Annotated in this window: 22 protein-coding genes; 9 read left to right on the top strand and 13 right to left on the bottom strand. The window is 67.2% G+C overall.

Translation table 11 applies throughout. The features are described from left to right. The first annotated feature begins 80 nt into the window (after positions 1 to 80). Entirely contained in the window at positions 81 to 842 is a 762-nt protein-coding gene (locus tag HF877_RS09170; RefSeq protein ID WP_169620852.1) for a hypothetical protein, read from the top strand. A 109-nt stretch (positions 843 to 951) separates the two neighbouring features. Continuing rightward, on the top strand, positions 952 to 1,857 hold the full coding sequence (locus HF877_RS09165; protein WP_169621071.1) for a cutinase family protein: 906 nt from the start codon (positions 952 to 954) through the stop codon (positions 1,855 to 1,857). A gap of 13 nt (positions 1,858 to 1,870) precedes the next feature. Here the strand turns inward: HF877_RS09165 and HF877_RS09160 are convergent, their stop codons facing one another. Continuing rightward, positions 1,871 to 2,512: an MSMEG_1061 family FMN-dependent PPOX-type flavoprotein gene (locus HF877_RS09160; RefSeq protein ID WP_169620851.1), complete on the bottom strand. Its 642-nt coding sequence runs from the start codon at positions 2,510 to 2,512 to the stop codon at positions 1,871 to 1,873. Positions 2,513 to 2,720: 208 nt separating this feature from the next. Between HF877_RS09160 and HF877_RS09155 the strand changes: the two genes are divergently transcribed. Then, on the top strand, positions 2,721 to 3,176 hold the full coding sequence (locus HF877_RS09155; protein ID WP_169621070.1) for a GNAT family N-acetyltransferase: 456 nt from the start codon (positions 2,721 to 2,723) through the stop codon (positions 3,174 to 3,176). Positions 3,177 to 3,198: 22 nt separating this feature from the next. Here HF877_RS09155 and HF877_RS09150 read toward each other — a convergent pair whose 3' ends face one another. The 3 genes from HF877_RS09150 to HF877_RS09140 all read right to left on the bottom strand — a co-directional run bounded on the left by HF877_RS09150 (position 3,199) and on the right by HF877_RS09140 (position 9,415). After that, positions 3,199 to 3,801 carry a histidine phosphatase family protein gene (locus HF877_RS09150; protein WP_169620850.1) on the bottom strand — a complete coding sequence of 201 codons (603 nt, stop codon included), beginning with the start codon at positions 3,799 to 3,801 and terminating at the stop codon, positions 3,199 to 3,201. 45 nt (positions 3,802 to 3,846) lie between these two features. Continuing rightward, complete coding sequence (lysX, locus tag HF877_RS09145; RefSeq protein WP_169620849.1) at positions 3,847 to 7,197, bottom strand: bifunctional lysylphosphatidylglycerol synthetase/lysine--tRNA ligase LysX; 3,351 nt, start codon at positions 7,195 to 7,197, stop codon at positions 3,847 to 3,849. 85 nt (positions 7,198 to 7,282) lie between these two features. After that, positions 7,283 to 9,415 (bottom strand): efflux RND transporter permease subunit, encoded by a 2,133-nt coding sequence (locus tag HF877_RS09140; RefSeq protein WP_169620848.1) that lies wholly within the window; start codon positions 9,413 to 9,415, stop codon positions 7,283 to 7,285. 46 nt (positions 9,416 to 9,461) lie between these two features. On the opposite strand from HF877_RS09140, the gene HF877_RS09135 reads away from it, so the two are divergent. Together HF877_RS09135 and HF877_RS09130 are read left to right on the top strand one after the other, a co-directional pair. After that, the gene (locus HF877_RS09135) at positions 9,462 to 9,977 is read left to right on the top strand and encodes a MarR family transcriptional regulator (protein WP_296550657.1); all 516 of its coding nucleotides are present in this window, start codon (positions 9,462 to 9,464) and stop codon (positions 9,975 to 9,977) included. 21 nt (positions 9,978 to 9,998) lie between these two features. Continuing rightward, positions 9,999 to 10,808, top strand: a complete 810-nt coding sequence (locus HF877_RS09130; RefSeq protein WP_169620846.1) for a putative protein N(5)-glutamine methyltransferase — start codon at positions 9,999 to 10,001, stop codon at positions 10,806 to 10,808. A gap of 7 nt (positions 10,809 to 10,815) precedes the next feature. Here HF877_RS09130 and HF877_RS09125 read toward each other — a convergent pair whose 3' ends face one another. From HF877_RS09125 to HF877_RS09115, 3 genes are all read right to left on the bottom strand, one after another. Then, on the bottom strand, positions 10,816 to 11,604 hold the full coding sequence (locus HF877_RS09125) for an anti-sigma factor (protein WP_169620845.1): 789 nt from the start codon (positions 11,602 to 11,604) through the stop codon (positions 10,816 to 10,818). Continuing rightward, the gene (locus HF877_RS09120; RefSeq protein WP_169620844.1) at positions 11,588 to 12,169 is read right to left on the bottom strand and encodes a sigma-70 family RNA polymerase sigma factor; all 582 of its coding nucleotides are present in this window, start codon (positions 12,167 to 12,169) and stop codon (positions 11,588 to 11,590) included. The genes HF877_RS09125 and HF877_RS09120 overlap by 17 nt, the downstream gene beginning before the upstream one ends. Before the next feature lie 171 nt (positions 12,170 to 12,340). Next, the gene (locus tag HF877_RS09115; protein ID WP_169620843.1) at positions 12,341 to 12,973 is read right to left on the bottom strand and encodes an alpha/beta fold hydrolase; all 633 of its coding nucleotides are present in this window, start codon (positions 12,971 to 12,973) and stop codon (positions 12,341 to 12,343) included. A 159-nt stretch (positions 12,974 to 13,132) separates the two neighbouring features. Here HF877_RS09115 and HF877_RS09110 point away from each other — a divergent pair, with 159 nt between their 5' ends. Continuing rightward, positions 13,133 to 13,798, top strand: a complete 666-nt coding sequence (locus HF877_RS09110; RefSeq protein WP_169620842.1) for a fasciclin domain-containing protein — start codon at positions 13,133 to 13,135, stop codon at positions 13,796 to 13,798. A 48-nt stretch (positions 13,799 to 13,846) separates the two neighbouring features. After that, entirely contained in the window at positions 13,847 to 14,428 is a 582-nt protein-coding gene (locus HF877_RS09105; RefSeq protein WP_169621069.1) for a lipocalin family protein, read from the top strand. Between the two features lie 65 nt (positions 14,429 to 14,493). On the opposite strand, the gene HF877_RS09100 is transcribed toward HF877_RS09105, so the two are convergent. The 3 genes from HF877_RS09100 to HF877_RS09090 all read right to left on the bottom strand — a co-directional run bounded on the left by HF877_RS09100 (position 14,494) and on the right by HF877_RS09090 (position 18,964). Continuing rightward, positions 14,494 to 15,966 carry an SDR family oxidoreductase gene (locus HF877_RS09100; RefSeq protein WP_169620841.1) on the bottom strand — a complete coding sequence of 491 codons (1,473 nt, stop codon included), beginning with the start codon at positions 15,964 to 15,966 and terminating at the stop codon, positions 14,494 to 14,496. An 8-nt stretch (positions 15,967 to 15,974) separates the two neighbouring features. Further along, the gene (locus tag HF877_RS09095; protein WP_169620840.1) at positions 15,975 to 17,357 is read right to left on the bottom strand and encodes a TIGR01777 family oxidoreductase; all 1,383 of its coding nucleotides are present in this window, start codon (positions 17,355 to 17,357) and stop codon (positions 15,975 to 15,977) included. 221 nt (positions 17,358 to 17,578) lie between these two features. Then, entirely contained in the window at positions 17,579 to 18,964 is a 1,386-nt protein-coding gene (locus HF877_RS09090) for a deoxyribodipyrimidine photo-lyase (protein ID WP_169620839.1), read from the bottom strand. 28 nt (positions 18,965 to 18,992) lie between these two features. Here HF877_RS09090 and HF877_RS09085 point away from each other — a divergent pair, with 28 nt between their 5' ends. Continuing rightward, positions 18,993 to 19,217, top strand: a complete 225-nt coding sequence (locus tag HF877_RS09085) for an RNA-binding S4 domain-containing protein (RefSeq protein ID WP_169620838.1) — start codon at positions 18,993 to 18,995, stop codon at positions 19,215 to 19,217. A gap of 13 nt (positions 19,218 to 19,230) precedes the next feature. On the opposite strand, the gene rraA is transcribed toward HF877_RS09085, so the two are convergent. Further along, entirely contained in the window at positions 19,231 to 19,725 is a 495-nt protein-coding gene (gene rraA / locus HF877_RS09080; RefSeq protein WP_169620837.1) for a ribonuclease E activity regulator RraA, read from the bottom strand. 170 nt (positions 19,726 to 19,895) lie between these two features. Between rraA and HF877_RS09075 the strand changes: the two genes are divergently transcribed. Further along, complete coding sequence (locus tag HF877_RS09075; RefSeq protein ID WP_169621068.1) at positions 19,896 to 20,645, top strand: GntR family transcriptional regulator; 750 nt, start codon at positions 19,896 to 19,898, stop codon at positions 20,643 to 20,645. Between the two features lie 29 nt (positions 20,646 to 20,674). Here the strand turns inward: HF877_RS09075 and HF877_RS09070 are convergent, their stop codons facing one another. Together HF877_RS09070 and HF877_RS09065 are read right to left on the bottom strand one after the other, a co-directional pair. Next, on the bottom strand, positions 20,675 to 21,055 hold the full coding sequence (locus HF877_RS09070) for a DUF5313 family protein (protein ID WP_169620836.1): 381 nt from the start codon (positions 21,053 to 21,055) through the stop codon (positions 20,675 to 20,677). 17 nt (positions 21,056 to 21,072) lie between these two features. Continuing rightward, a complete protein-coding gene (locus tag HF877_RS09065; protein WP_169620835.1) occupies positions 21,073 to 22,914 on the bottom strand; it encodes a long-chain fatty acid--CoA ligase in 1,842 nt (613 codons plus the stop codon). Positions 22,915 to 23,036: the final 122 nt, after the last annotated feature.

The following is a 23,036-nucleotide window of genomic DNA, read 5'->3' as shown; positions in this document are numbered from 1 at the left end:
CGGGCGGTGTAGACACGTCGCCGATTCGAGTTACCGTCGTTCTTCCGCCCACCGGCGACGGAGCGGTTACCGTTCTGCCCATGACTGTTTCGCGACGGCGATGGACGCTCCTCACGGTCGGCGCGTGCATCGCCGGAGCGGCTGTGTCGACGGCTCCGGCGGCCACTGCCGATCCGACGGGAGCGTGCATCCAGAACGCCGGCGGAATCGTCTCGGTGGACGGGGCCGATCCTGTCCCCGCCGTGTTCGGCTTCGACGGCCCACGGCTTCTCGGCGTCGAAGGCGGCACCGGCAACGCCTGCATCACCAATGTCGGTCCGGGCACGGTGAGCGTCAGCCACCCGGAGGGCCGGGTGGCGGGACGCACCGAGGTGTCGACGGCGTTCGTCGAGATGCGCGTCGACGGGGGCGTCGGCAACGTCGCGGTGACGAACTTCGGAACGGGCGCGGTCGCCGTCGACCGCCGGTCGGTCACACCGGAACCCGCGGCGCCACGCACACCCCCACCGGATCCCGGGATGCCGGAGATATCGGTCGACGCGGGCACCGACGGCGTGTTCGTGACGAACATCGGCACCGGTGCGGTCACCGTCACGGACGGTGATCCGGGACCGCTGCCCCCGTCGACTCCGCCTCCCCCCGGCGCGGTGATCACCGATCCGGTCACCGGAAACGTCTACGTGACCAACCTTTTCGGTCCGGATATCGCCGTGGTCGATCCCCCGGCAGGGACCGGAGCGAGCGTGGTCGACCGATCGGTACCGGGCACCGATGTGGACTACGGGACGGGCAACGTCTTCGTGACGAACATCGGCGGCGGGCAGGTCACCGTCATCCGGTGAGGACGATCCCGCCCGTGCCCGCCACCGGCATCGAAACCTCGCGCTCGCTTCGGGCATATGCCATTCTCTTGGTCAACAGTGGGCGACGGAGCGGGACGGGTCGATGGGGATGAAGAACGTGTGGGCCGCGGTGGTCACCGTCGTCGCGGCATGTGGGTCGGTGATCGTGGCAGCGCCTGCCGCCGCGGCGAATCCGCCGGCGTGCCCGACAGTGAATGTGGTCGCCGTCCCGGGTACGTGGGAAACGTCGAATACTCCCGACCCCTCACGCGGCAACGGCATGCTCGCCCAGGTCACGAGCGGCCTCCCCGCGGGGACCCGAGTCGACTACGTGCAATATCCGGCGAGCGCGTTTCCATGGGAGGGCGAGGTATACGTCGCGTCGCGCAACCGTGCCGTCGACAATGCCCGTGCCCTCATCGCGGCCACTGCGGCCCACTGCCCGCTCACGAGCTTTGCCCTCGTCGGATACAGCCAAGGTGCCGACGCAGCAGGTGATCTCGCGGCCGCGATCGGAACCGGGCTCGACGTCGTGGGACCACACCGGCTGGTTGCGGTCGGATTACTCTCCGATCCGCGCCGCTCGGAACAAGATCCGCTCGTAGGACACCCTGTGGCCGGTAACGGTGCCGGGGGCGCGCGGGTAGGAGGATTCGGTCTCGTCTCGCCGAACGTACGGACGATCTGCGCGGTGGGCGACCTGTACTGTTCCACGCCCCCGGAGGATTTCGTCACGAGAGTGGCGGGCTTCCTCGCGATGTCGGCGGGCAGCCCGCTCGACAAGCTCGAGGATTATCGGGACGAGGCCACGCTTCTCTACGCGGACATCATGGCCGCAGGCGGAATCCCCACGCTGCACGCACAGCTCACACCCGACGCCAACGGGCGTCGCGAGGCCCAGATCCGCGAGTTCTACCGATCGCAGATCCATCAGGACTATTCGAACTACCCGGTCGACGAACGGGGCACCACCGCAACGCACTGGCTACGGGACTGGATCGCATCCAAGGCGTGAGCCGGGCACGACCTCAGTACAGGTATTCGCGATAGAGTTCGCGCTTCCCGGCTTCGGCGTCGGCGGGGACGTCGATGGAGACGAGTTCGGCGTGCATATCGCGCATGCTGGGGACGAGTTCGTGTTTCGGATACGTCGCCGCATCCCACAGCTTCGCGCGGAGCATCGCGCGGGCGCAGTGCAGGAACACTTCGTCGATGCGGACGATCACCGCGAGCAGAGCCGGCTTCCCGCTCAGCGACAGCTTCTCGAGAAGTTCGGGGTCGGTGGAGAGGGTGGCACGGCCGTTGATTCGCAGAACTTCTTCGTCACCGGGGACGAAGAAGAGCAAGCCCACGTGCGGATTCTCGAGGATGTTCCGGTAGGAGTCGGCGCGCCGGTTTCCCGGCCGGTCCGGCAGCACGATCGTGTGGTCGTCGAGGACCAGCACCGTAGACGTGAGGTCGCCCCGAGGTGAGCAGTCGCAGTTGCCCGCGGCATCGGCGGTCGCGAGGGTGAAGAAGCGGGCGAGCGACAGAAAGTTGCGGATGAGCGGCGTCAGGTGCGGTCGGGCCTTGTCGACGATCGCCGGATGCGGTGCCCCGAGGACCGCCTCGAGTTCGTGTTGTGTGCTGAGCCCGTTCTGCACGAGCTCGTCGATCCTGTCCGCGTCCATCCGGTGCCACCTCCGGCGGTGACCGTACCAACCGGGTCGGCGGCGTCCGCACCCGGAACAGGGTTCTTCCACTCCTGCGCGACGGGCGACACAACCGGCGCGGCCATATGGGAAGACGAACGGCACCTCGCACCACGGAGTCGTTCGATGTCACGCTCCACGCTCGTCTTATAACCGGAGTGTAAAAACGACGCAGGCGTGCCGGGATATCTGTTTACGGTGGGAACCATGGCGAAGGCGGTCGAGACCTCACCGTCCGGCCCCGGGAATCCTCGCGTATCTCGCCGGAGAGGTGGTCGGATGTGCGGGCGTCGCACCCCGCTCGCAGGTCGCCGCGTTACGGGACACAGAGACCTATCCACTGGTGGACGGGGTCGATCCGTGGTCGATCTTCTGTCTCCGTACGAAGGGACGGCGTCGCCGCAGAGGTATCGGACAGCAACTCCTGCTCGGAGCGATCGCGTTCGCACGTGAGCACGGCGCCGAGGTCGTCGAGGGCTATCCCCTCGATACCGGAGACAAGGTCGATGCCGTGTTCACCTACCCGGGGTTGCGCTCGATGTTCGAGAAGGCCGGGTTCGTCGAGGTCGCGCCCGTGCGGGGAACCCTCGGCGGCGCGCCCCGGGTCGTCATGCGCCTCGCCGCTCCACGTACCCCGCGGTGACCGGGGCCGGGTCGGCACCGATTCACACCCGCAGGGTGTCCCTCACGTGGCCGGTCTCGTTGATCGAGGCGACCCGGCGAGCTCCCGTGCGCGAAACCAGGATGCGGGTGACCGACGTGTATTCGATCGGGAACATCAACGGTCGCGGAAGACCGAGCAGGTCTTGCAGCACCACGTTGACCACTCCGCCGTGCACGAAGATCGCGGCGGTGTCGGAGTGATCGCACGAGGCCACGACATGGTCGAGTCCCCGCAGCACCCGGGTGCGGAAAAGTTCCGCGTCGACGAAGTCCGGTAGCTCACCGGCACGGATTCGGTCGTAGGCGTCCGACGCGACGTTCTTGGCGGTCTCGATGGTGAGGTAGTGGTCGAGGCCGTAGTCGTACTCGGCGAGATCCTCCACCTGTTCGACCTCGAGCTGCCGGGTCGCAGCAACCGGTTCCGCGGTCTGGGCCGCGCGCTGTTGGGGGCTCGAGAACAGCCGCGTGATCCGGTACGGCGCGAGCGCGTCCGGGAGACGCTCGGCTTGCCGTCGTCCGCCCTCCGTGAGCGGCGGGTCGACCGGGAGGCCGTTGCCGGAACGCGCGTTGTTCGGCTCAGCGTGGCGGATCAGAAGTAGCTGCACGGACTTCACGATGCCAGGTGCGGCGGTTTCACGTGAAACCGCCTGTCAGGACCGGCGCGGCCTCGCGAACGGGAACGCCAGCGACTCGCGGATGCTGCCGCCGAGGACAAGCATGACGATCCGGTCGACACCCATACCCAGTCCGCCGGTAGGCGGCATCGCGTATTCGAGCGCTTCCAGGAAGTCCTCGTCGAGTTGCATCGCCTCTTCGTCGCCGCCTGCGGCGAGGAGCGACTGCCGGGTGAGACGGGCACGCTGGTCGACCGGGTCGGTGAGTTCGCTGTAGGCCGTGCCGAGTTCGACTCCCCAGGCCACCAGATCCCACTTCGCGGCGACACCCGGTTTACGGGGGTGGGGCCGGGTCAGGGGTGACACCGACGACGGGAAGTCGGTGTAGAACGTCGGGAATTCGGTGCGGGCCTCGACGAGGTGCTCGTACATCTTCTGCGCGGTTGCGCCCGCGTCCCACGACGGGTTGTAGGCGATCCGGTGCTCGTCGCAGAGGCGTCGCAGTACGTCGGCGGGCGTTTGTGCATCGACGAACGTGCCGAGTGCTTCGGAGAGGGCATCGTGGAACGTCGTGACGGGCCACTCTCCCGAGATGTCGATCTCGGTCGATGTGCCGTCCGGATTCGGGCGCAGGACGACCTCGCGGCCGTGTGCCGCACGCGCGGCGGCCTGGATCAGTTCGCGGGCGACGACCCGCATATTCTCGTAATCACTGTGTGCTTCATAGGCTTCGAGGATTGTGAACTCGGGATTGTGTGTGAAGTCGGCACCCTCGTTGCGGAAGACGCGTCCGATCTCGAACACCTTCGGCATGCCCGCGACACACAGTCGCTTGAGGTACAACTCGGGGGCGATCCGGAGGTAGAGGTCGGTGTCGTAGGCATTGATGTGCGTGACGAACGGCGCCGCGTTGGCGCCGCCGTGCACCGCCTGCAGGATCGGGGTCTCGACCTCGAGGTATCCGCGGGACTGGAGTTCCTCGCGCAGCGACCGCACGACCGCACTTCGGCCGGCGAGATGTTCTCGCGCCCCGGTGTCGACCGCGAGGTCGAGGTAACGCTGCCGCACTTTGGTTTCGGGATCGGTGAGCCCATGCCACTTGCCGGGTAGGGGGTGCAGGCACTTGCCGTCGATCCGCCACGAGTCGGCGAGCACCGAGATCTCCCCGCTCCGGCTGCGTCCCATTCGGCCGGTCACCTCCACGAGGTCACCCAGATCGAACAGGAAGCGCTGTCCGGCAACGCGTTGGCTGTCGACGAGAATCTGGATGTCACCGGACCAATCGCGGAGAACCGCGAACAGCACCTCACCGAAATCCCGGATGCGCATCAGCCGTCCGGCGACGACGACACGCGTGCCGGTGAGGGCGTTACGTGCTTCGGCGGCGGTGTGCGTCGGGGGGATCGCGACGGGATACGGGTCCACCCCGTGCTCGATGATGCGTTCGAGGGTCGCCCTCCGCACCCGGTCCTGTTCCGGACGGGTATCGCTGCGGGCGTCCACGGTGTCGGTGTCGCCCGGCGCCGAGTCGGGTGCGCTTCCGTCGTCGTGCAGTGCTTCTGCCGAGTCGACGTTGTGGGGGAACGACGAATGGGTGCCGGTGTGGGTGCGCGTGGTACGACGGCCGAAGCTCGGCAGGGTGAGGAATCCTTCGGCAACGGCTGCGGCGAGCGCGACCCGCGGGATCTCCCGTGTCTCGCGGAAGCACAGATACCGCGGTACCCACTCGGGCCGGTATTTCACGTTGGAGCGATACAGCGACTCGAGTTGCCACCACCGCGAGAAGAACAGCAGGATCGACCGCCACATTCGCATGATCGGCCCGGCTCCGAGGCGTGAACCCTCTTCGAATGCGGAGCGGAACACCGCGAAGTTGAGGGACACACGACGGATCCCGAATTCCGGTGCCTGGGAGCACAGTTCGGACACCATCAACTCGACGATGCCGTTGGGGGCGTGCGGATCGCGCCGCATCAGATCGAGGGAGACTCCGTCGGAGCCCCACGGGACCAGCGACAGCATCGCGACGACCGACCCGTCGACCACTGCCTCGACGAGCAGGCAGTCGCCGTCGATCGGATCGCCGAGGCGCCCGAGGGCCATGGAGAACCCACGCTCGGATTCGGTGTCACGCCACGCGTCGGCGCGCTGAGCGACCGCGGACATCTCGATCGGAGACAGATCCCGGTGGCGGGTGATGCGCACTGTCGCACCGTGTTTCCGCGCCCGATTGACGGCTTGGCGGACGGGACGCATCTCACGACCCGCGAGAGTGAAACTGTCCGTGGACAGCACTGCCTCGTCTCCCAGTTCCAGAACGTTCAGTCCCGCACGGTGATACGCCGTCGCCCCTTCCCTGCCGGCGCCGAGCACAGCGGGTGTCCAGCCGTAGGCGCGTGCCAGTTCGAGCCATTCGTCGATCGCGTGCGGCCAGGCTTCCGGATTCCCGATGGGATCGCCGCTCGCGAGACAGACTCCGAGTTCGACCCGGTAGGTCACCGCAGCTTTGCCGCTCGGCGCGAATTCGACCCCCTTGTCGCGCCGCGTCGCGAAATAGCCGAGCGAGTCGTCGCTCTGGGACAGGAGCCCTCGGATCGCCGATTCGTCGGGTCCGGTGAGGGCGTTGGTGGAGCGCTGGGACCGGAACAGCACCACGACGGCGGCGAGCACAGCCAGTGCGCCGAGCAGACCGAGGGTCGTGTTGACGAATCCGTGCGGGCGACCCGCGAACTGGTCGTTGTCGATGAATCCCAGCGCGGTGACACGGTTCAGTGCCCACAGGAAGCGGTCGGCGGGCGGCAGGGTGCCGGGAAAGAGTTCGACCAGACCCCATCCGGCGAGGGTGCCGGCGACCAGTCCGCCGGCGAGCACACCCACCGACGTCCAGACCGCGCCGCGCCGGACCCGGGTGTAGAACTCCGGGTAGGCGAGGAGCAGGACGGCTACCACCGCGAGATGCACAACGAGGGCCACCAGGTGCGTGGCGTCGCTCTCGACGATCGCGGACACGAGATTGGTGATCGTGAAGCCGCCGAGGTAGATCGTGAGAATCCACCACGCGATGCGTTTACGCCCTGCGACTGCTCCGGCGAGCAGTCCGACGACCAGTGCGAGCGCGAGACTCGTGTCGGGGGCGTCGAAGTAGTACTCGTCGATGTATTCGCGCGGCGTGCGGATCAGAAACCGGAGGGTGGGCGAAATCGACCACGCGGCCATCGCGATCGCGTACACGCCGAGGATCAGCCCGGCGATGTGCGGAACGGCGGTGAGGTGACTGCTCAGGCGTGCCGACAGCGACGGGTGGGGCTCCGGGGTACGCCGTTCCCGGGCCGCCGAGGGCGACGGTGACGGCGACGACGAGGGCGGCGCTATGGGATCCGCAGACATGCACCGACCGTAACGCTACGGCCGGTGCACGGCGCCGGGAACCCTCCGAGTGACCGGCGGGAGCGCGGTCACTTGGAGTGCATCCCTATCGAATTCGTCCGGATTCGGGTGTGGGGGTCACTCCGGGCGTGTCGTCGTCGGTCGCGGCGTGTTCGTCGGGCTCGGTCCGGGACAGCGCACTCGGCCACCAGATCTTCTTGCCGATGTCGATGGACAGCGCGGGCACGAGGAGCGCGCGCACCAGCAGGGCGTCGAGCAACACACCGAACGCGACGATGAACGCCAGTTGTGCGAGGAACAGCAACGGGATCACAGCGAGCGCCGAGAACGTCGCGGCCAGAACGACGCCCGCCGAGGTGATGACGCCGCCGGTGACGGTCAGTGCGCGCAACACGCCCTGCCGGGTACCGACCTTCTTGGTCTCCTCTCGGACCCGGGTCATCAGGAAGATGTTGTAGTCGATACCCAAGGCCACGAGGAACACGAAGCCGAACAACGGCACCACCGGATCCGCACCGGGGAAACCGAATACGTGATTGAACAACAGCGACGACACGCCGAGTGTGGCCGCGAACGACAGGATCACGGTGAGCATCAGCAGGATCGGCGCGACGACGGCGCGCAGCAGCACGATGAGCACCAGCAGCACTACCAGGGTCACGACCGGAATGATGAGGGTCCGGTCCCGGGTGGCAGTGTCCTTGGTGTCGAGGTCGACGGCGGTGGGACCACCGACCAGCGCATCCGCCTCCGGCACGGCGTGGGTCACATCGCGGATTCTTTCGACGGTCTGTTCTGCGGCGAGCGAGTCGGCGGGATCCGACAACGTGGCCTGAACCGCGACGAGTCCGTCGATGACGACAGGTACGTCGCCCGGTCCGGTGACGGGCCGGGCCTCCGTGACACCTTCGACCCCGGCCGTGGCGTCGACGATTGCGTCCAGCGAGGATTCACGCGCGACGACGATCGTGGGCGATCCGGTGCCGGCGTCGAAGTGCTCGCCCAGGACCTCCTGGCCGGACTTCGAGTCGGTCTGGAGGAGGAACACGTCGGAGGACGCGACCCCGCTGGCCTTGAACTGGGGAGCGAGGATGCCGAACGCGACGAGCACGAGCGTGCACACGATCCAGATGGGGCGGGGCTTGGAGCCGACCCATCGGGCGACACGGCCCCAGAAGCGGTGTCCGCTGTCGATGTCGTCCTGGTCCGTGCCGGGTTCGTACTTGGGCCGGGTGGGCCAGAACGCGGTCCGGCCGAGCAGAACGAGTGCGGCGGGCAGGAAGGTGACGGAGGCGAGGAAGGACGCGGCGATACCGATCGCCGCGACCGGACCGAGGCCGCGGTTGGAGTTCAGGTCGGAGAGCAGCAGGCACAGGACGCCGAGGATGACGGTGCCCGCGGACGCGGCGATCGGTTCGATCGACCCACGGAGCGCCGCGCGCATCGCGGTGTACTTGTCCTGCTCCATCCGGAGTTCTTCGCGGTATCGGGATACGAGGAGCAATGCGTAGTCGGTGGCGGCGCCGAACACCAGGATGAACATGATGCCCTGGCTCTGCCCGTTGAGCGCGATGATGTCGGCGTTGGCGAGCTGGTACACCACCAGGCTCGCGAGGGCCAGTGCGAACACCGCCGAGATGATGACGACGAACGGCAGGATCGGACTGCGGTAGACCACCACGAGGATGACGAGGACGACGCCGCCGGCGACGAGCAGCAACAGACCGTCGATGCCCCCGAAGGCCGACGACAGGTCGGCGGCCTGGCCGGCCGGTCCCGTCACGTGGACGGTCAACCCCTCAGGGGCGTTCTCCAGTGCCGTACGCAGTTCCTCGACGGCGTCCCCTACCTCCCCGGAGGCGTCGATCGGGACGATCATCTGCACCGCGCTGCCGTCCTCGGACGGGATCGGTGGCGGACCGGCCGATTCGGACGCGATGAACTCGATGTCTTCGGGGGTGATCGCACCGTCGCGTTCGGCGACCACGATCGCCGGGATGAACTCGCTGCTGTTGAACTGCGCATAGAGCTCGTCGGCCCGGGTGGACTCGGCGGAGGCCGGGAGGAACGAACTGGCGTCGGTGGACGCGACTTCGCTGAGCTTGCCGGCGAACGGCCCGCCTCCGCCTGCGGCTACGAGCCACGCGATGAGGAGGAGGGCGGGGAGCAGCCACCTCCAGCGACCGGTCTTTCGCGGTGGTGCGGTTGCAGTGCTCAAGATTCCTCCTGGCGTGAGCGAATATCCGAATACTAGATTATTCAGCGTGCTGAACGATGCGGGACCCGACGATCTCGAGGCGTGGCCCACCGGGCGGTTGCTCTCCACCGCTGCCCGCCTCGTCGAACAGGCGTGGGAGCAGCAGCTTCGCAAGCGGGGGCTCACCCATGCCGGGGTTATCGCGCTGCATTCGATTGCGGCGCAACCGATGTCCCAACGAGAAATGGCGCGGGCGTGTCGCGTGACGGACCAGACGATGAGCCGCACCGTCGATCATCTCGTGCGTGGCGGATTCGCTTCCCGCTCCGTCGATCCCGCCGACGAGCGTCGGATGCGTGTGCGGATCACGGCCGCCGGTGCTGCCGAATACCGCCGGGTGCTCGAACTCGAGCGAGACGACAACGCCGCTGTCGGCGACAACACCGCGTCTCCGCTGTCGGTCTCCGATCCGGAGACGTTGCGCCGCCTGCTCGTCGAACTCGTCCGCGCGCACCGGGGCAGCTCTGCTCACACGACCGGGAGTACCCCCGTCGCCGACGATCCATCCACGGAAACCGGTTGACGCCGCGCGATAGGGTTCACCATGGCTTTCGAACAGCCGATACCGCCGCAGCCGAACTCGCCGCAGCAGGTGCCCTCGCCCGCCGTCGTCGCGGCGCTGCGCCGGGGCGGATGTGTGTTCGCCGAAGACGAAGCGCGCCTGCTCACCGACGCCGCAACCTCCGAGCGGGAACTGGATGTTCTCGTCGCGAGACGAATTGCCGGAGCGCCTCTCGAGCATCTCCTCGGGTGGGTGCAGTTCTGCGGCATGCGGGTCGCGGTGTCGCCCGGGGTATTCGTCCCCCGCCGTCGTACGGAATTCCTGGCGAGATGCGCCGCGCGGGTGGCTCCCCCGAACCCGGTCGTGGTGGACGTGTGCTGCGGTTGCGGTGCGGTGGCGTCCGCACTCGCGGCGATGCTCGGCGTGTGCGAGGTGTACGCGACCGACATCGATCCTGTCGCCGTGCGGTGCGCGCGGCTCAATCTGCCCGGCGAGCGGGTGCTCGAGGGTGATCTGTGCGCGTCCTTGCCCGGCTCCCTGCTCGGACGCGTCGACGTGCTCGTCGCGAATGCCCCCTATGTCCCGTCGGGAGCACTCGAGTCTATGCCGCGCGAGGCGCGGTGCTTCGAACCGCGTGTCGCGCTCGACGGGGGCGAGGACGGGCTCGACATCCATCGGCGACTCGCCGCCGAGTCAGGGCGCTGGCTGGCACCCGGAGGGCATCTGTTGATCGAGATCGCAGCGACTCAGGCTCCCGCCGCGGAAAAGATGCTGACGCAGGCGGGGTACCGCCCGCGAGTGCTCTTCTCGGACGAGTCGGACGCCACGGTCGTCGTCGCGGACCGTAGGTGACATCGCGTCAACCCAGTGGCAGTTCGGCGAATATCGACGTCGGCGCGGTGGATCCACCGGCGGGTTCCACACTGAATCCCAGGGCGGTGGCGCCCGAGATGTCCTCGAGCAGCGCGGTCGTGGACGGTGCCACGTCCGCCGGGGTCATCGTGCCCGCGGACTCCGGTCCGTCCGGCCCGATCAGCCACATCTGGTAGACGGTGCCGTCGGCGGGTGGTGCGACGTTGTTCATCACGAGCACGCCGGCGCCGGCGTCCTCGGAGAAGACGACCGTCACCACGCCGCCGCCCTCGAGCGTGCCGGTGGTGGTGCGGACGTCTTCGGCGGCGAGCACCCGCTCGGCGAGGGGGCTGTCGGTCGTCTGGGTCCACTGGTTCGCGACGACGACACCGCCGAGCGCCACGACCACGGCTACGGCCGCGGCGAGCAGGAAGTTCCGCCGCCTGCTCTGCCGGCGTCGTTCGTCGAGCGAGATGACGTCGGTGGACGAATTCCCGATGTCCGGGCCGGAGTTCTCCGCGCCGCCGTGCTCGGCGGGACGGTCGGTGGCGCTCTCCGCGGCGACGAGTGCGAGCACCCGGCCCCGTAATCCGGCGGGCGGCTCGGTCGCGGTGGCCGCGGACATCTGGGCGAGTGTCTCCCGGGCGTCCCGGAGGTCGGTGGTGAAACGCTCGACCGTTTCGGGCGCGGCGTCGTCCAGCCGTGCCGTTACCTCGTCCCGCTCGTCGGGTGCGAGTGCGTCGAGGGCGATCACGGGCGCCATGTCGAGCAGGTCCCGATCATCGTCGAGCGCCATCAGAATTCACCCCCAAACAGGTCTTCAATCGGAGTAGTCCGTCGCGGATCCGCGACTTGACGGTGGGTAGCGTCGATGAAAGTTCTTCGGCCACTTCCCGATACGTGTATCCGCCGTAATAGGCCAGCTCGACGGATCTGCGTTGGAGATCGGTGAGCGAGCCCAGGCAGTCGGTGACACGCCGGCGATCGTCACGCTGGGTGACCTCTTCGCTCACGGAGTCGAAGGCGGAGTCCACCGTCGCCGAGCCGTAGCGCGACTCCCGGTCGGCGCCGGACTGCTCGCTGCGTACGCGATCGACGGCCCGCCGATGCGCGAGCGTGATGATCCACGACAGTGCGGATCCCTGGCTCGTATCGAAGCTGCCGGCCGAGCGCCACACCTGGAGGTAGACCTCCTGCGTCGTCTCCTCGCTGTAGCCGGGATCGCGCAGGACTCGCAGGACCATGCCGAACACCCGTGCCCGTGTGGCGTCGTAGAGTTCGGCGAACGCGGCCTGGTCCTGTGCGGCGACGCGCGTGAGTAGCGCCCCCAGGGTGTCGGTGTCTCTACCGACGCCGGTCATCGGCTCAGTCCGCTCATCGAACGAAAGCCTAGCCGGGCGAAACCGGCGGCTCAAGACATCGGAGTACAGCACCGCCGTCACCGCCGCGAAATACGGGAGCGCCGGACCGCGGCGCCGGCGGCGGCCGGCACCGCAATTCCACCGCCGGGCAGAGGAGCGGACCGTGGGGTGTCAGGAAGCATGATCGTCTCCAGGTGAGGTCAACGGCTCGCTGGTGAGAGTGCACACCAGAAAATCTGCGGTCGTTCTGGCCCACCAGCCGGGGTCTGTGAGTAGCAAATGTCCGGCTCCGGGCAAGGGACGCCAGCGCGCGTTCACTCCGCGGTCGCGGGCGGCCATCGTCTGACTCTGCGTGGCTCGCGGGTCCGTCTCATGGTCTTCGGTGCCGTGCGCGACGAGCAGATGACGGCCGATGGGTATGTGCTCGGAGTCGTTTTCGGGCCACCACGGTGCCAGGGCCACGACGGATTCCACCCCGCCCTGGGAGGCCAGGTGCGCGGCGACCCGCCCGCCCATCGAGTGGCCCACGAGCCCGATCCGGGTGTGGCCCCGCCGGGTGGCGCGGTCGAGCGCTTCCAGGGCATCGCGGACCGGACTCATATGCGTGCCGTTCCATCCTCTGTAGCGGTAACGCACCTGCTCGACGGTGATGTGATGCGGACGTAGGCGTGAGCCCAGCGTGTGGGTGAACGCCGTCATCCGGAGCTCGGACGCATGCCACGGGCGCGGCGCCTCGGTACCGACAGGCCTGCCGCCCGGAAGCACCAGCACGTGGGCCCGTGAACGGCCCGGAAGAATCTCCATGAATGTCGTTCGTTGCAGCACGCATCCCGGATTGGTCCGGGGCGTCGAAGGAAAAACTCCACGCCCCGACCCATCCGCCTTCACACTGGTAGCGAATGACCCCTGACACATCGATCGGCGTGGTCGTCCAGGCCACGGCTTACGAAGGGAATTTCAGCTATGAACATTGCTACACGTAAGAGCCTGGCGGTCATCGGAATCGGTGCGATGTCCGCGTTCGGTGTCGCGGCCTGTACGTCCGACGATTCCGACACTGCGTCGGACACCTCGGCAGCGACCACGACCACCGGTTCGGCAATGGAGACCACGGAAAGCACCTCGGCGCAGGCTGCGGCAGCGGGTCCCGTCGGCCCCGGTTGCGCCGCCTACGTCGAGGCGAATCCGACCGGTCCCTCGTCCGTCGAAGAACTCTCGACGCAGACGATCACCGAGGCCGCGGGTAACGTACCGATCCTCACCACGCTGACACAGGCGGTCAGCGGCCAGCTCAACCCCGATGTCAATCTCGTCGAAACGCTCGACGGCGGCGAATTCACCGTCTTCGCACCGGTCGACGAAGCGTTCGCGGCTCTCGACCCCGCCACGATCGAAACGCTGCAGACCGACTCGGGGATGCTGACGGACATCCTGACCTACCACGTGGTTCCGGGTGAGCTCACCATCGACGACGTCGCGGGCACCCAGACCACCGTGCAGGGTGGGACTGTCGAGGTAGCCGGTTCCGAGGATATGTGGACGGTCAACGGCGCCAACGTGATCTGCGGCGGCATCGAGACCGAGAACGGCGTGGTCTACCTGATCGACGGCGTCCTGACCCCGCAGTAAGTGCTCTCTCCAACTCACCCTCGGGAAGGTCAGGTATCGATGCCGAAAATCCGAAGCAGCGTTCGGGGACTCGCGGCGGCGTTCATCGCCGCCGCGGGTGCGGCTGTTCTTGCGGCGCCGGCTCAGGCCGCGCCGCTCACACCCGTCCCGCAGTTGGACGTGAACAGGTATGTCGGACAGTGGTATCAGCTCGCTGCCAATCCGGCGCCGTTCAACATCGACTGCGTGCGCGACACCACGGCGAACTACACGTTGCTCGACGAACGTAACGTCCGAGTGGAGAATTCGTGCACCACGGTGACCGGTGAGCGTCGCGGCATCGTCGGAAATGCACGGGTGAACGACACTGCGCAGCTGCATGTGTCGTTCCCCGGAGTACCGTCCCAGGATTCACTGGACGGGCCGACCAACTACATCGTCACCTACCTGGCAGACGACTACTCGTGGGCGTTCGTCGGTGATTCGACACGCCTGTCCGGGTTCGTGCTGTCGCGTTCTCCGGTAGTCGATCCTGCTGCATGGCAGGAGATCCGGCGCGTCGTCGAAAACAGCGGGTACAACGCGTGCCTGATGCTGACGTCGCCGACGACCGAGGGGATGCAGGAGATCAGACCGCTCTGCACCGTCTAGTACCGGTCGGGGAGGGAGGAGGGCTTGCCGTGAAGGCAGGCCCTCCTTTCCGGTCGCGAATCCGGTCAGGAACCCGATCGTGACGCCGTGCCCGCAATGTTCTCGAGCATGCCGCGGAAGATGATGCCGTGGAACGGCAACAGCGAGTACCAATACAGTCGCCCGGCAATACCTTTGGGAAAGAAGATCGCTCGTTGCGTGAGTCGGGTGCGGTCGGCCGCGAGTCGTTCGACCCGCCATTCCAGCCATGCGCCACCGGGTGCCCGCATCTCGGCGCGCAATCGGAGGAGTTCGGGGCGCTCGATACGTTCGACCCGCCAGAAATCGAGTGCATCGCCGGTGTGCAATCTTTTCGGATCGCGGCGCCCTCGGGTGAGGCCGACACCTCCGGAGAACCGGTCGAGCCACCCGCGCACAGTCCACGCGAGCGGGAACGAGTACCAGCCGTTTTCGCCGCCGATGCTCTCGACCACCGCGAATACCCGGTCCGCCGACGTGTCCGATTCGACGGAGCGTTCGTCGATATAGACGACCTCGCCCGCCCAGTCCGGGTCGGACGGCAACGGATCTGCGGGTGCGCCCACGGGGGACGCGCTCGACCAGCTTGTTTCGACTTCACCGTGTTCGAGCCGGCTCAGTGCGAGACGCACCGCTTCGCGATATCCGGTGAGTCCGCCGGACGGGGGAGGGATCACGGCGTCGATGTCGTGATTACGCATCACCGCGTCGGAACCCAGCGATTCGATGAGTGCCCGGCCGAGTCCCGGCGGGATCGGAGTGACGAGCCCTATCCACAGACCGGCGAGTCGTGGGGTCAGTACGGGAAGTACGACGATGCGTCGCCGCACCAGGCCTGCCACCTCGGAATACTGTTGCATCATCTCGCCGTACCGCAGCACGTCGGGACCGCCGATGTCGTAGGTCCCGCTGCGGGGAAGGGGTGCGTCGGCGGCGGCGACGAGATAGTGCAGAACGTCGCGCACGGCGATCGGCTGGATGCGGTTGTTCACCCAGCGCGGTGTGGTCATCACCGGTAGGCGGTTGCTCAGGTGCCGGATCATCTCGAACGACGCCGACCCCGACCCGATCACGACGCCTGCCTGGAGTACCAGGGTGGGAACACCTGATTCGAGGAGGATCCGTCCCACCTGGGCGCGAGAGCTCAGATGTGGTGACAATTGCCCGGATTCGGGATGCAGACCTCCGAGGTAGACCAGGCGCGACACCCCGGACTCGCGCGCAACGGCCGCCACGTTCTCCGCAGCCCGCCGCTCGGCTTCGACGAATTCGTCTCGGCCCCCCATCGAATGGACCAGGTAGTACAGGACATCCACGTCCCGGCACGCCTCGCGGAGAGACGCGGGGTCGGTGAGATCACCGCGCACGATCTCCACATCGTCGGCCCACGGCACGTCCCGTAGTTTGTCCGGACTGCGCGCGAGTACCCGTACCCGATAACCGGCTTCGAGCAGTCGCGGCGCGAGCCTTCCGCCGATGTATCCGGTGGCACCGGTGACGAGGACACGGCCGGCGGTCATCGCGCCCGTCACTTCCCGTTCAGGATGTGGCCGAGCTGGTGCCTCAGCGACGACTCGAGGTCGGGTCTGCGGAATCGATGCCCGATGTCGAGGAGCGTTTTGGGAACGACGAACTGACTCGCGCCGGCGACCTCGCGTGCGCCCTCGTCTCCCAGCAGCAGTCGTGGACCGAGACCGGGGACGGGCAGCAACGCGGGACGGTGCAGCACACTCGCCAGGGTCCGCGTGTACTCCTCGTTGCGGACCGGTTGCGGCGCCACCGCATTCACCGGACCCGAAACGGACGGATCCGTCAGGGCACGGTGATAGATGTCGAGCAGATCGTCGATATCGATCCAGGACAACCATTGCCGGCCGTTGCCCAGTCTGCCGCCGAGGCCGGCGGAGAAGAGCGGCCGCATCAGTTGCAGGGTGCCGCCGCGCGGAGTCTGCACGATCCCGGTCCGAACCTGGACCACTCGCACACCACCCTTCTCCGCGGGCTGCGTCGAGGATTCCCACTCGGCGACGACGTCGGCGAGGAAACCTGCCCCGCGTGAAGACTGTTCGTCGAGAGGCGCATCGCCCCGGTCGTATCCGTAGAAACCGATGGCAGACGCACACACGAAGGTCGCCGGCCCGTTGCTGGTGCCGGCGGCGAGTTCGGCGAGTCGCCAGGTCGGCGCGACCCGGCTGTCGCGGACGGCTGCCTTGTGCGCCTCGGTGAAGCGTCCGGCGATCGAGGCGCCCGCCAGATGGATGACGGCGTCGACGCCTTCGAGCAGATCGGGCGCGGGATCGATCGGATCCCACTGCCTTTCCTGATCCAGTTGCTTTTCCCGGAGTCCGTGAACGGGCCGGCGCACCAGGCGCACCACCCGGTAGCCGCCGGCGCTCAGGAAAGCGGTCAATGCGCTGCCCACCACGCCGTGTGCGCCGGTCACCGCGACCGTGCGGGGACACACTCCCTCTGTGTGCGCCCGGCGGTGGCTGGCGAGATCGTCGGCGAGCTGGCGGTGCCTGTACCGAAATGTCTGGGTCAGAACGCGTTCCGGGACCGGTGTGTCCACTTTGTCTGTCACGCGGGTCCGGAATTCGTCCACGACGTCGAACCGGTGCTCGTGCCGCCACGACCGGATCAGGTTCGGCGGCAGCGACGTCAACCCGTCACGGCCGAGCGCATCGACGAAACGGTGAGGGGGATCGTAACCGTCGGGCTGGTGGTCGGAGATCCAGCGCAGGCCGCCGGGGAGGCCGAGGACGGCACGTCCGTCGGCGAGCGAATCGGCTTCGGACACCACGCTCATCGGCTGCCAGGGTGGAATCAGTCGATGAACGGCGCCGGGGCGGGCATGCCAGGCGAACACGTCGTCACGGGGGGCGTCGACGATACTGCTGTACTCGATGCCCATGTTTCCTCCGGGTTGGATTCGCCGCTGTGGCGCCGTGATTGTCGGGATCCGGTGTGCGGCGCCGGCACTCCCGGCGCCGCATTCCGGTCAGGCTGGAAGCACGCTGAGGAGGAACGTGTAGCCCTCGACGAGCGGGGTATGGATGGCCAGGAATGCAGTCTCGACGAAATCTCGCAGCACGGTGTCTCCTTATTGTCGGAGGCGGACGGTCCGCCTGTTTCTCATTCGGCGCGACCCGACCGGCGGATGGGTCGATTCGTCGATCGAATTTCCCCGTACCGTTCGAGCGCCACCCGGCGTTCGTGAGCGTGGTCCACCAGGGGCGCGGGATATCCCTCCGGCGGGCCGTCCGGCAGCGTGTGCACCCGGCTGCCCACGACACTCCGGAGTTCGGGTACCCAGCATCGGACGTAATCACCCTCGGAATCGAATTTTTCGCCTTGCGCCGTCGGATTGAATATCCGGAAGTACGGCGCGGCGTCCGTTCCGGTCCCCGCGGTCCATTGCCAATTGTGCTGATTCGAGGCGAGATCGCCGTCCACGAGGTGCGTCATGAAGTGCCGTGCCCCCCGCCACCACGGAATGTGCAGATCCTTGGTGAGGAACGACGCGACGATCATCCGGACCCGGTTGGGGACGAAGCCTTCCGCCAGAAGCTGGCGCATACCGGCGTCGACGATCGGAAACCCGGTTCGCCCTTCGCACCACGCGGTGAACAGCGCGTCGGCGTCGGGTCCGGAGTCGTATCGGATCGCGTCGAACGTCTCGTTGTAGTTCCGCCGCGCGGTGTCGGGACGGTGGTGCAGCACATCGGCGTAGAAGTCGCGCCACACGAGTTCGCTGCGGAACGTGATGGTCCCGGCGCCGGCGTGGTCGCGCAGGTCGTGCAACAGGGTGCGGGGGTGAATGCATCCGAACTTGAGGTGGGCCGACAACCTGCTCGTGCCGTCGGCACCGGGCCGGTCCCTGTCGGTCGCATACCGCTCGAGATCGCCGGCGAGGAATTCGCGCCAGCGGGTGAGGGCGGCCCGTTCGCCGGCCGGAGGAAGCGCGATGTCGCCGGCGTCGGGGATCGCTGTGCGGTCCGGCGTGCCCGCCGGGTCGATCCAGTCGATGGTCCCGGCGTCGGTCGCCGCGGGTGGCCGCACGTCGTGTTCGAGCCAGGCGCGCCGGTACGCGGAGAACACCTTGTACGGCGTGCCGTCGGGTTTCGTGATGCGGCCCGGCGACACCGCGTACGGCGATCCGGTGGATACCAGTGCCACATCCTCGAGCGCCTCGGCAACGCGCGCGTCGCGCCGTGCCCCGTACGGGCCGAAATCGGCGCTGACGTGAACCTCGGACGCGTCGAATGCGCGGGCCACCGCGGGCACAGCCTCTGCTGGATCACCTCGCACCACGAGGAGGCGGCCGGACAGATCGTCGTCGAGCGCACGGAGGCACGCCATGAGGAAGGCGCGTCGGCGCGGCCCGGACGGACCGAGCAGGGCGTCGTCGAGAACGAACAACGCCACGCCCTGCTGCGCGATGTCGGTGGCGGAAAGCACGGCCGGAAGATCGCGCAGCCGGAGGTCGCGTCGGAACCAGACGATGGCGGGACGGCTCATCGAACCAGTGTGCTGGACAATGGCTGGCATGTCCGATGTCTTCGAAGTACCGATCCGTGACGAGTCGATCAGACTCGGCCAGTTCCTCAAGCTGGCGAGCCTGATCGAATCGGGTGCCGAGGCCAAGGAGGTCATCGCCGACGGCCTGGTCTCCGTCAACGGTGAAGTCGACGTGCGACGAGGCCGTCAGCTCCAGGTCGGCGATGTGGTCGAGATCGGCGGGATGAGCGCGCGGGTCGCGCGCGACACCTGACCTGCGTACTGCGTCAGTTCTCCGCGCGCACGACGACGCCGTCGTGGTCGCTGTAGACGATCTCGCCGGGGTTGAACGTCACGCCGCCGATCTCGACCGGCACGTTCTTCTCGCCGGATCCCGTCTGAGTGCTCTTACGGGGATTCGTGCCGAGTGCCTTGACCCCGATGTCGAGCGTGCGCAGGATCGCGGAGTCCCGGACCGCGCCGTTGACGATCACGCCGGCCCAGCCGTTGTCGACCCCGCGGCCGGCGATGATGTCGCCGACGAGCGCGGTGTGGATGCTGCCGCCACCGTCGACGACGAGCACGCCGCCGTTGCCGGGCTCGGACAGGGTCTGCTTGACGAGCAGGTTGTCCTGGAAGCATTTGATCGTCGTGACGGGGCCGGCGAACTCGCTGCGGCCACCGAACTGGATGAACTGGGTGTCGCAGCTACGGATGTCCGGGCCGATCTCGTCGGCGAGGTCGGCGGTTGCGGTGAATGCGTGGGCAGTGGCTTCGCTCATGTGCTGAGGATAAAGGGGCGGTGGCGGGCCGTTCCGGACGGCGGGGACCGAGATCGCCGCAATCAGATGGATGATTAATCTCTTCGCAGGCCAAAGCGTTAGATCCTTGTATCCTTCACAAAGGTTCACTTATGCCGGTGAACGACAGACTGGGAGAACGGGACGGGGACATGCCACTCGACGGACGTTCGACGATCGTGCGTGTGCCCAAGGCCGGGGAACTGATCGCGGCGAACCTTCGCCGCCAGATCATCACCGGCGAACTCGAAGCCGGGGAGCCGCTCCCCAACGAGGCCGCGCTCATGGAGCGGTTCGGCGTCTCGCGCCCGACATTGCGTGAGGCGTTCCGGATACTCGAGTCGGAAGGCATCATCACCGTTCTGCGTGGGGCCCACGGGGGCGCCCGCGTGCAGGCGCCCGACCGGTCCACCGCAGCCCGCTACGCCGGCTTGCTGCTGCAATACCGGGGCGTCCCCCTGGCCGACGTCTACCGCGCCCGCACCGAACTCGAGGTCGCCGCGGTGGGTTTGATCGCGGCCGATCCCGACGGGCGGATCGACGAACTCGCCGCCGTGGTCGACCGGGGAGAAGCCCTCCTGGACGATCCGCACGCGTTCGCGAAGGCGAATACCGAGGTGCATCGCACGGTGATGGAACTCGGCGGCAACGAGACGCTGAACACGCTGGCCGGCATGCTCCTCGACATCATGGATGCCCATGCCGCCCTGTACATTTCCTCTCGTGCCGAGCCGGACCGGCCCGGCGCGGCCGTCGCGCTGCGTGCGAGCCGCAAACTCGTCGCACTACTGCGCGCGGGTGAGCCCGGCCGGGCGCAAGCCTTCTGGCGTCACCATCTCGACAAGGTCGAGAAGTACATGACCGGCGACAGCGAGACCACGCTGGTGGAAGTGCTGTCGTAGGCGGCACCGGCGAACGGTGACGCCGAGGCTCAGACGGCCCGGCCCATGCGACGTTCGTAGTCCTCGCGTTCCCGGGCCGCCCGCTCACGGGCTTTCTCGCTCAGCAGTTCGGGATCGATTCCGTGTTGCTGCAGGCGATGGCGCTGCCACACGGGCATGAGTGCCGCCGAGAAGTAGACCCAGGGCAGGAACAACAGCAGCATCATCGCGAAGGGGATCCAGACCGGGCCCGGGATGAGGAGGAACAGCATCAACGGCGGGATGATCGGCAGGTTCCAGCGCAGCAGATAGCGCCGCGCGCCTCCGGGACCGAGGATGTCGTTGCGAACCCACTCGCGCATCTCGGGCGGCAACGTGCGACCGACCATGTATCCGAGGCGCTGAAACAAATTAGGTCGTGCACTACTCATATCGACAGCATAAGCCCTCAGTCGTACAGACCCACCAGGCTGTCCGAGAACGAGTCCACGACCACTTTGCGGCGCAACTTCATGCTCGGCGTCAGGTCACCGGATTCCACCGTGAGTTCGCGATCGATGATCGTGAACTTCTTGACCTGTTCCCACCGGTTGAGCTGCAGATTCAGCTCCTCGATGTACGTCGAGATCATGCCGCGCGTCTTCTCGTGCTGCGAGATCTCCGCGAAACTCGCCCCGTCGAGCCCGTTCCTGCCGGCCCACTCGGTCATGGTCTCCGCGTCCAGGCCCACCAGCGCGACGCAGTACGGCCTGCCTTCGCCGTATACGACGATCTCCGACGCGTACGGGCAGATTCCCTTGAAGGTCGCCGCGGTCGCGGACGGCGCGACGTACTTGCCCTGCGAGGTTTTGAACATGTCCTTCTTGCGGTCGGTGATCCTCAGATAACCGTCCTCGATGCTGCCGATGTCGCCGGTGCGGAACCAGCCGTCCTCGGTGAGCGACTCGGCCGTCGCCTCGGGGCGATTGTGATAGCCCGTCATGACGCCCGGCCCCTTGATCATCACCTCGCCGTCGTCGGCGATCGCGATCTCGGTGCCGGGCACCGGACGCCCGACCGTGCCGATCCGGTTCGAGTCCGGGCGGTTGACGCACGACGCGGCTGCTGTCTCGGTGAGCCCGTACCCCTCGAGCACCGGGATACCCACCGCATCGAACCACCTGCCGATGTCCGGGTTGAGCGGCGCGGAACCGGAGATGAAGAAGCGCAACCTGCCGCCGAACCGCTCGCGGACGGTGGAGAACACGAGTCGGTCGGCGAGCGCGTAGCCGAGCCTGTCGCGCGTGCCAGGGGACCTGCCGTCCTGCCGGGCCCGGGACATCTTCAGTCCGACGCCGACGGCCCAGTCGAAGATCCTCTTCTTCGCGCCGCCTTCGTCTTCCATCATGGATTCGATTCGGGCATGCGCCTTTTCGAAGATCCGTGGCGCCGCCCCCATGAATGTGGGGTGCACGACCGCGAGGTTCTCGACAATCTTGTCGACTCGTCCGTCCACCACTGTCGGGAAACCGATCTGGAGGGGAAGGGTCAGCAGCACCTTCCCGAACACGTGCGACAGCGGAAGCCACAGGTATTGGAGGTCGTCGGGACCGAGGAGGCCGATGGCGTCGATCGCGGCGGCCTCATAGGTCCAGGCCGAGTGCGGCAGACGAACACCCTTGGGCCTTCCCGTGGTACCCGACGTGTAGATGAGGGTCGCGAGGTGATCGGGCCGGATCCGCTGGATCCGGTCGGACACCGCGTTCGGGTTCTCGGCGAGCAGTGTGCGTCCGCGGTCCTCGAGATCGTCGTAACCGAGTACCCAGTCGCCGTCACCGTGGCCGTCGACGACCACCACCGCGGAGACATCCGGCAGTTCGTCCCGGTGCTGAACCAGCTTGCCGACCTGGTCGGCGTCCTCGGCGATAACGATCCGGCTTCCCGAATCCGCCACGATGAACGCGACGTCGTGGGCATTCGTGGTGGGGTAGACCGTGGTCGTGGCCGCGCCGGCACACATCACCGCGAGGTCGGCGAGGACCCACTCGTACCGTGTGGTCGACGCGAGAGACACCCGGTCCTCGGGTTGGATACCGAGGGCGATGAGGCCGGCGGCGAGCAGGCGCACGCGTTCGCCGGTTTGCGCCCACGTGACCCCGATCCATTCCTCCGCACCCATCGGAAACCGGAAGGCCTCGGCATCGGGAGACGCGGTGATGCGGTCGAGGAACATGTGAGCCACAGAGGGCGCCCGGTTCTCGATCTTCTCTCGATCGACCTTCTCATCGGATGTGCCGTTCGATGTGGTCATATGCCCCAGTCTAGGAAGCCGGGCCGCGCGGGATGCCCGGTTTCGCCGGGTGACTCACGACCCGAGCGGAGGCAGGCGCTTGTGACAGGGGCCACCTTTCGAGGGTACGTTTGGTGTAACTC

This window comes from Rhodococcus sp. BL-253-APC-6A1W (assembly GCF_012843405.1).
Taxonomy (GTDB): Bacteria; Actinomycetota; Actinomycetes; order Mycobacteriales; family Mycobacteriaceae; genus Rhodococcus.
This window is presented reverse-complemented; position numbering and strand designations above follow the sequence as displayed.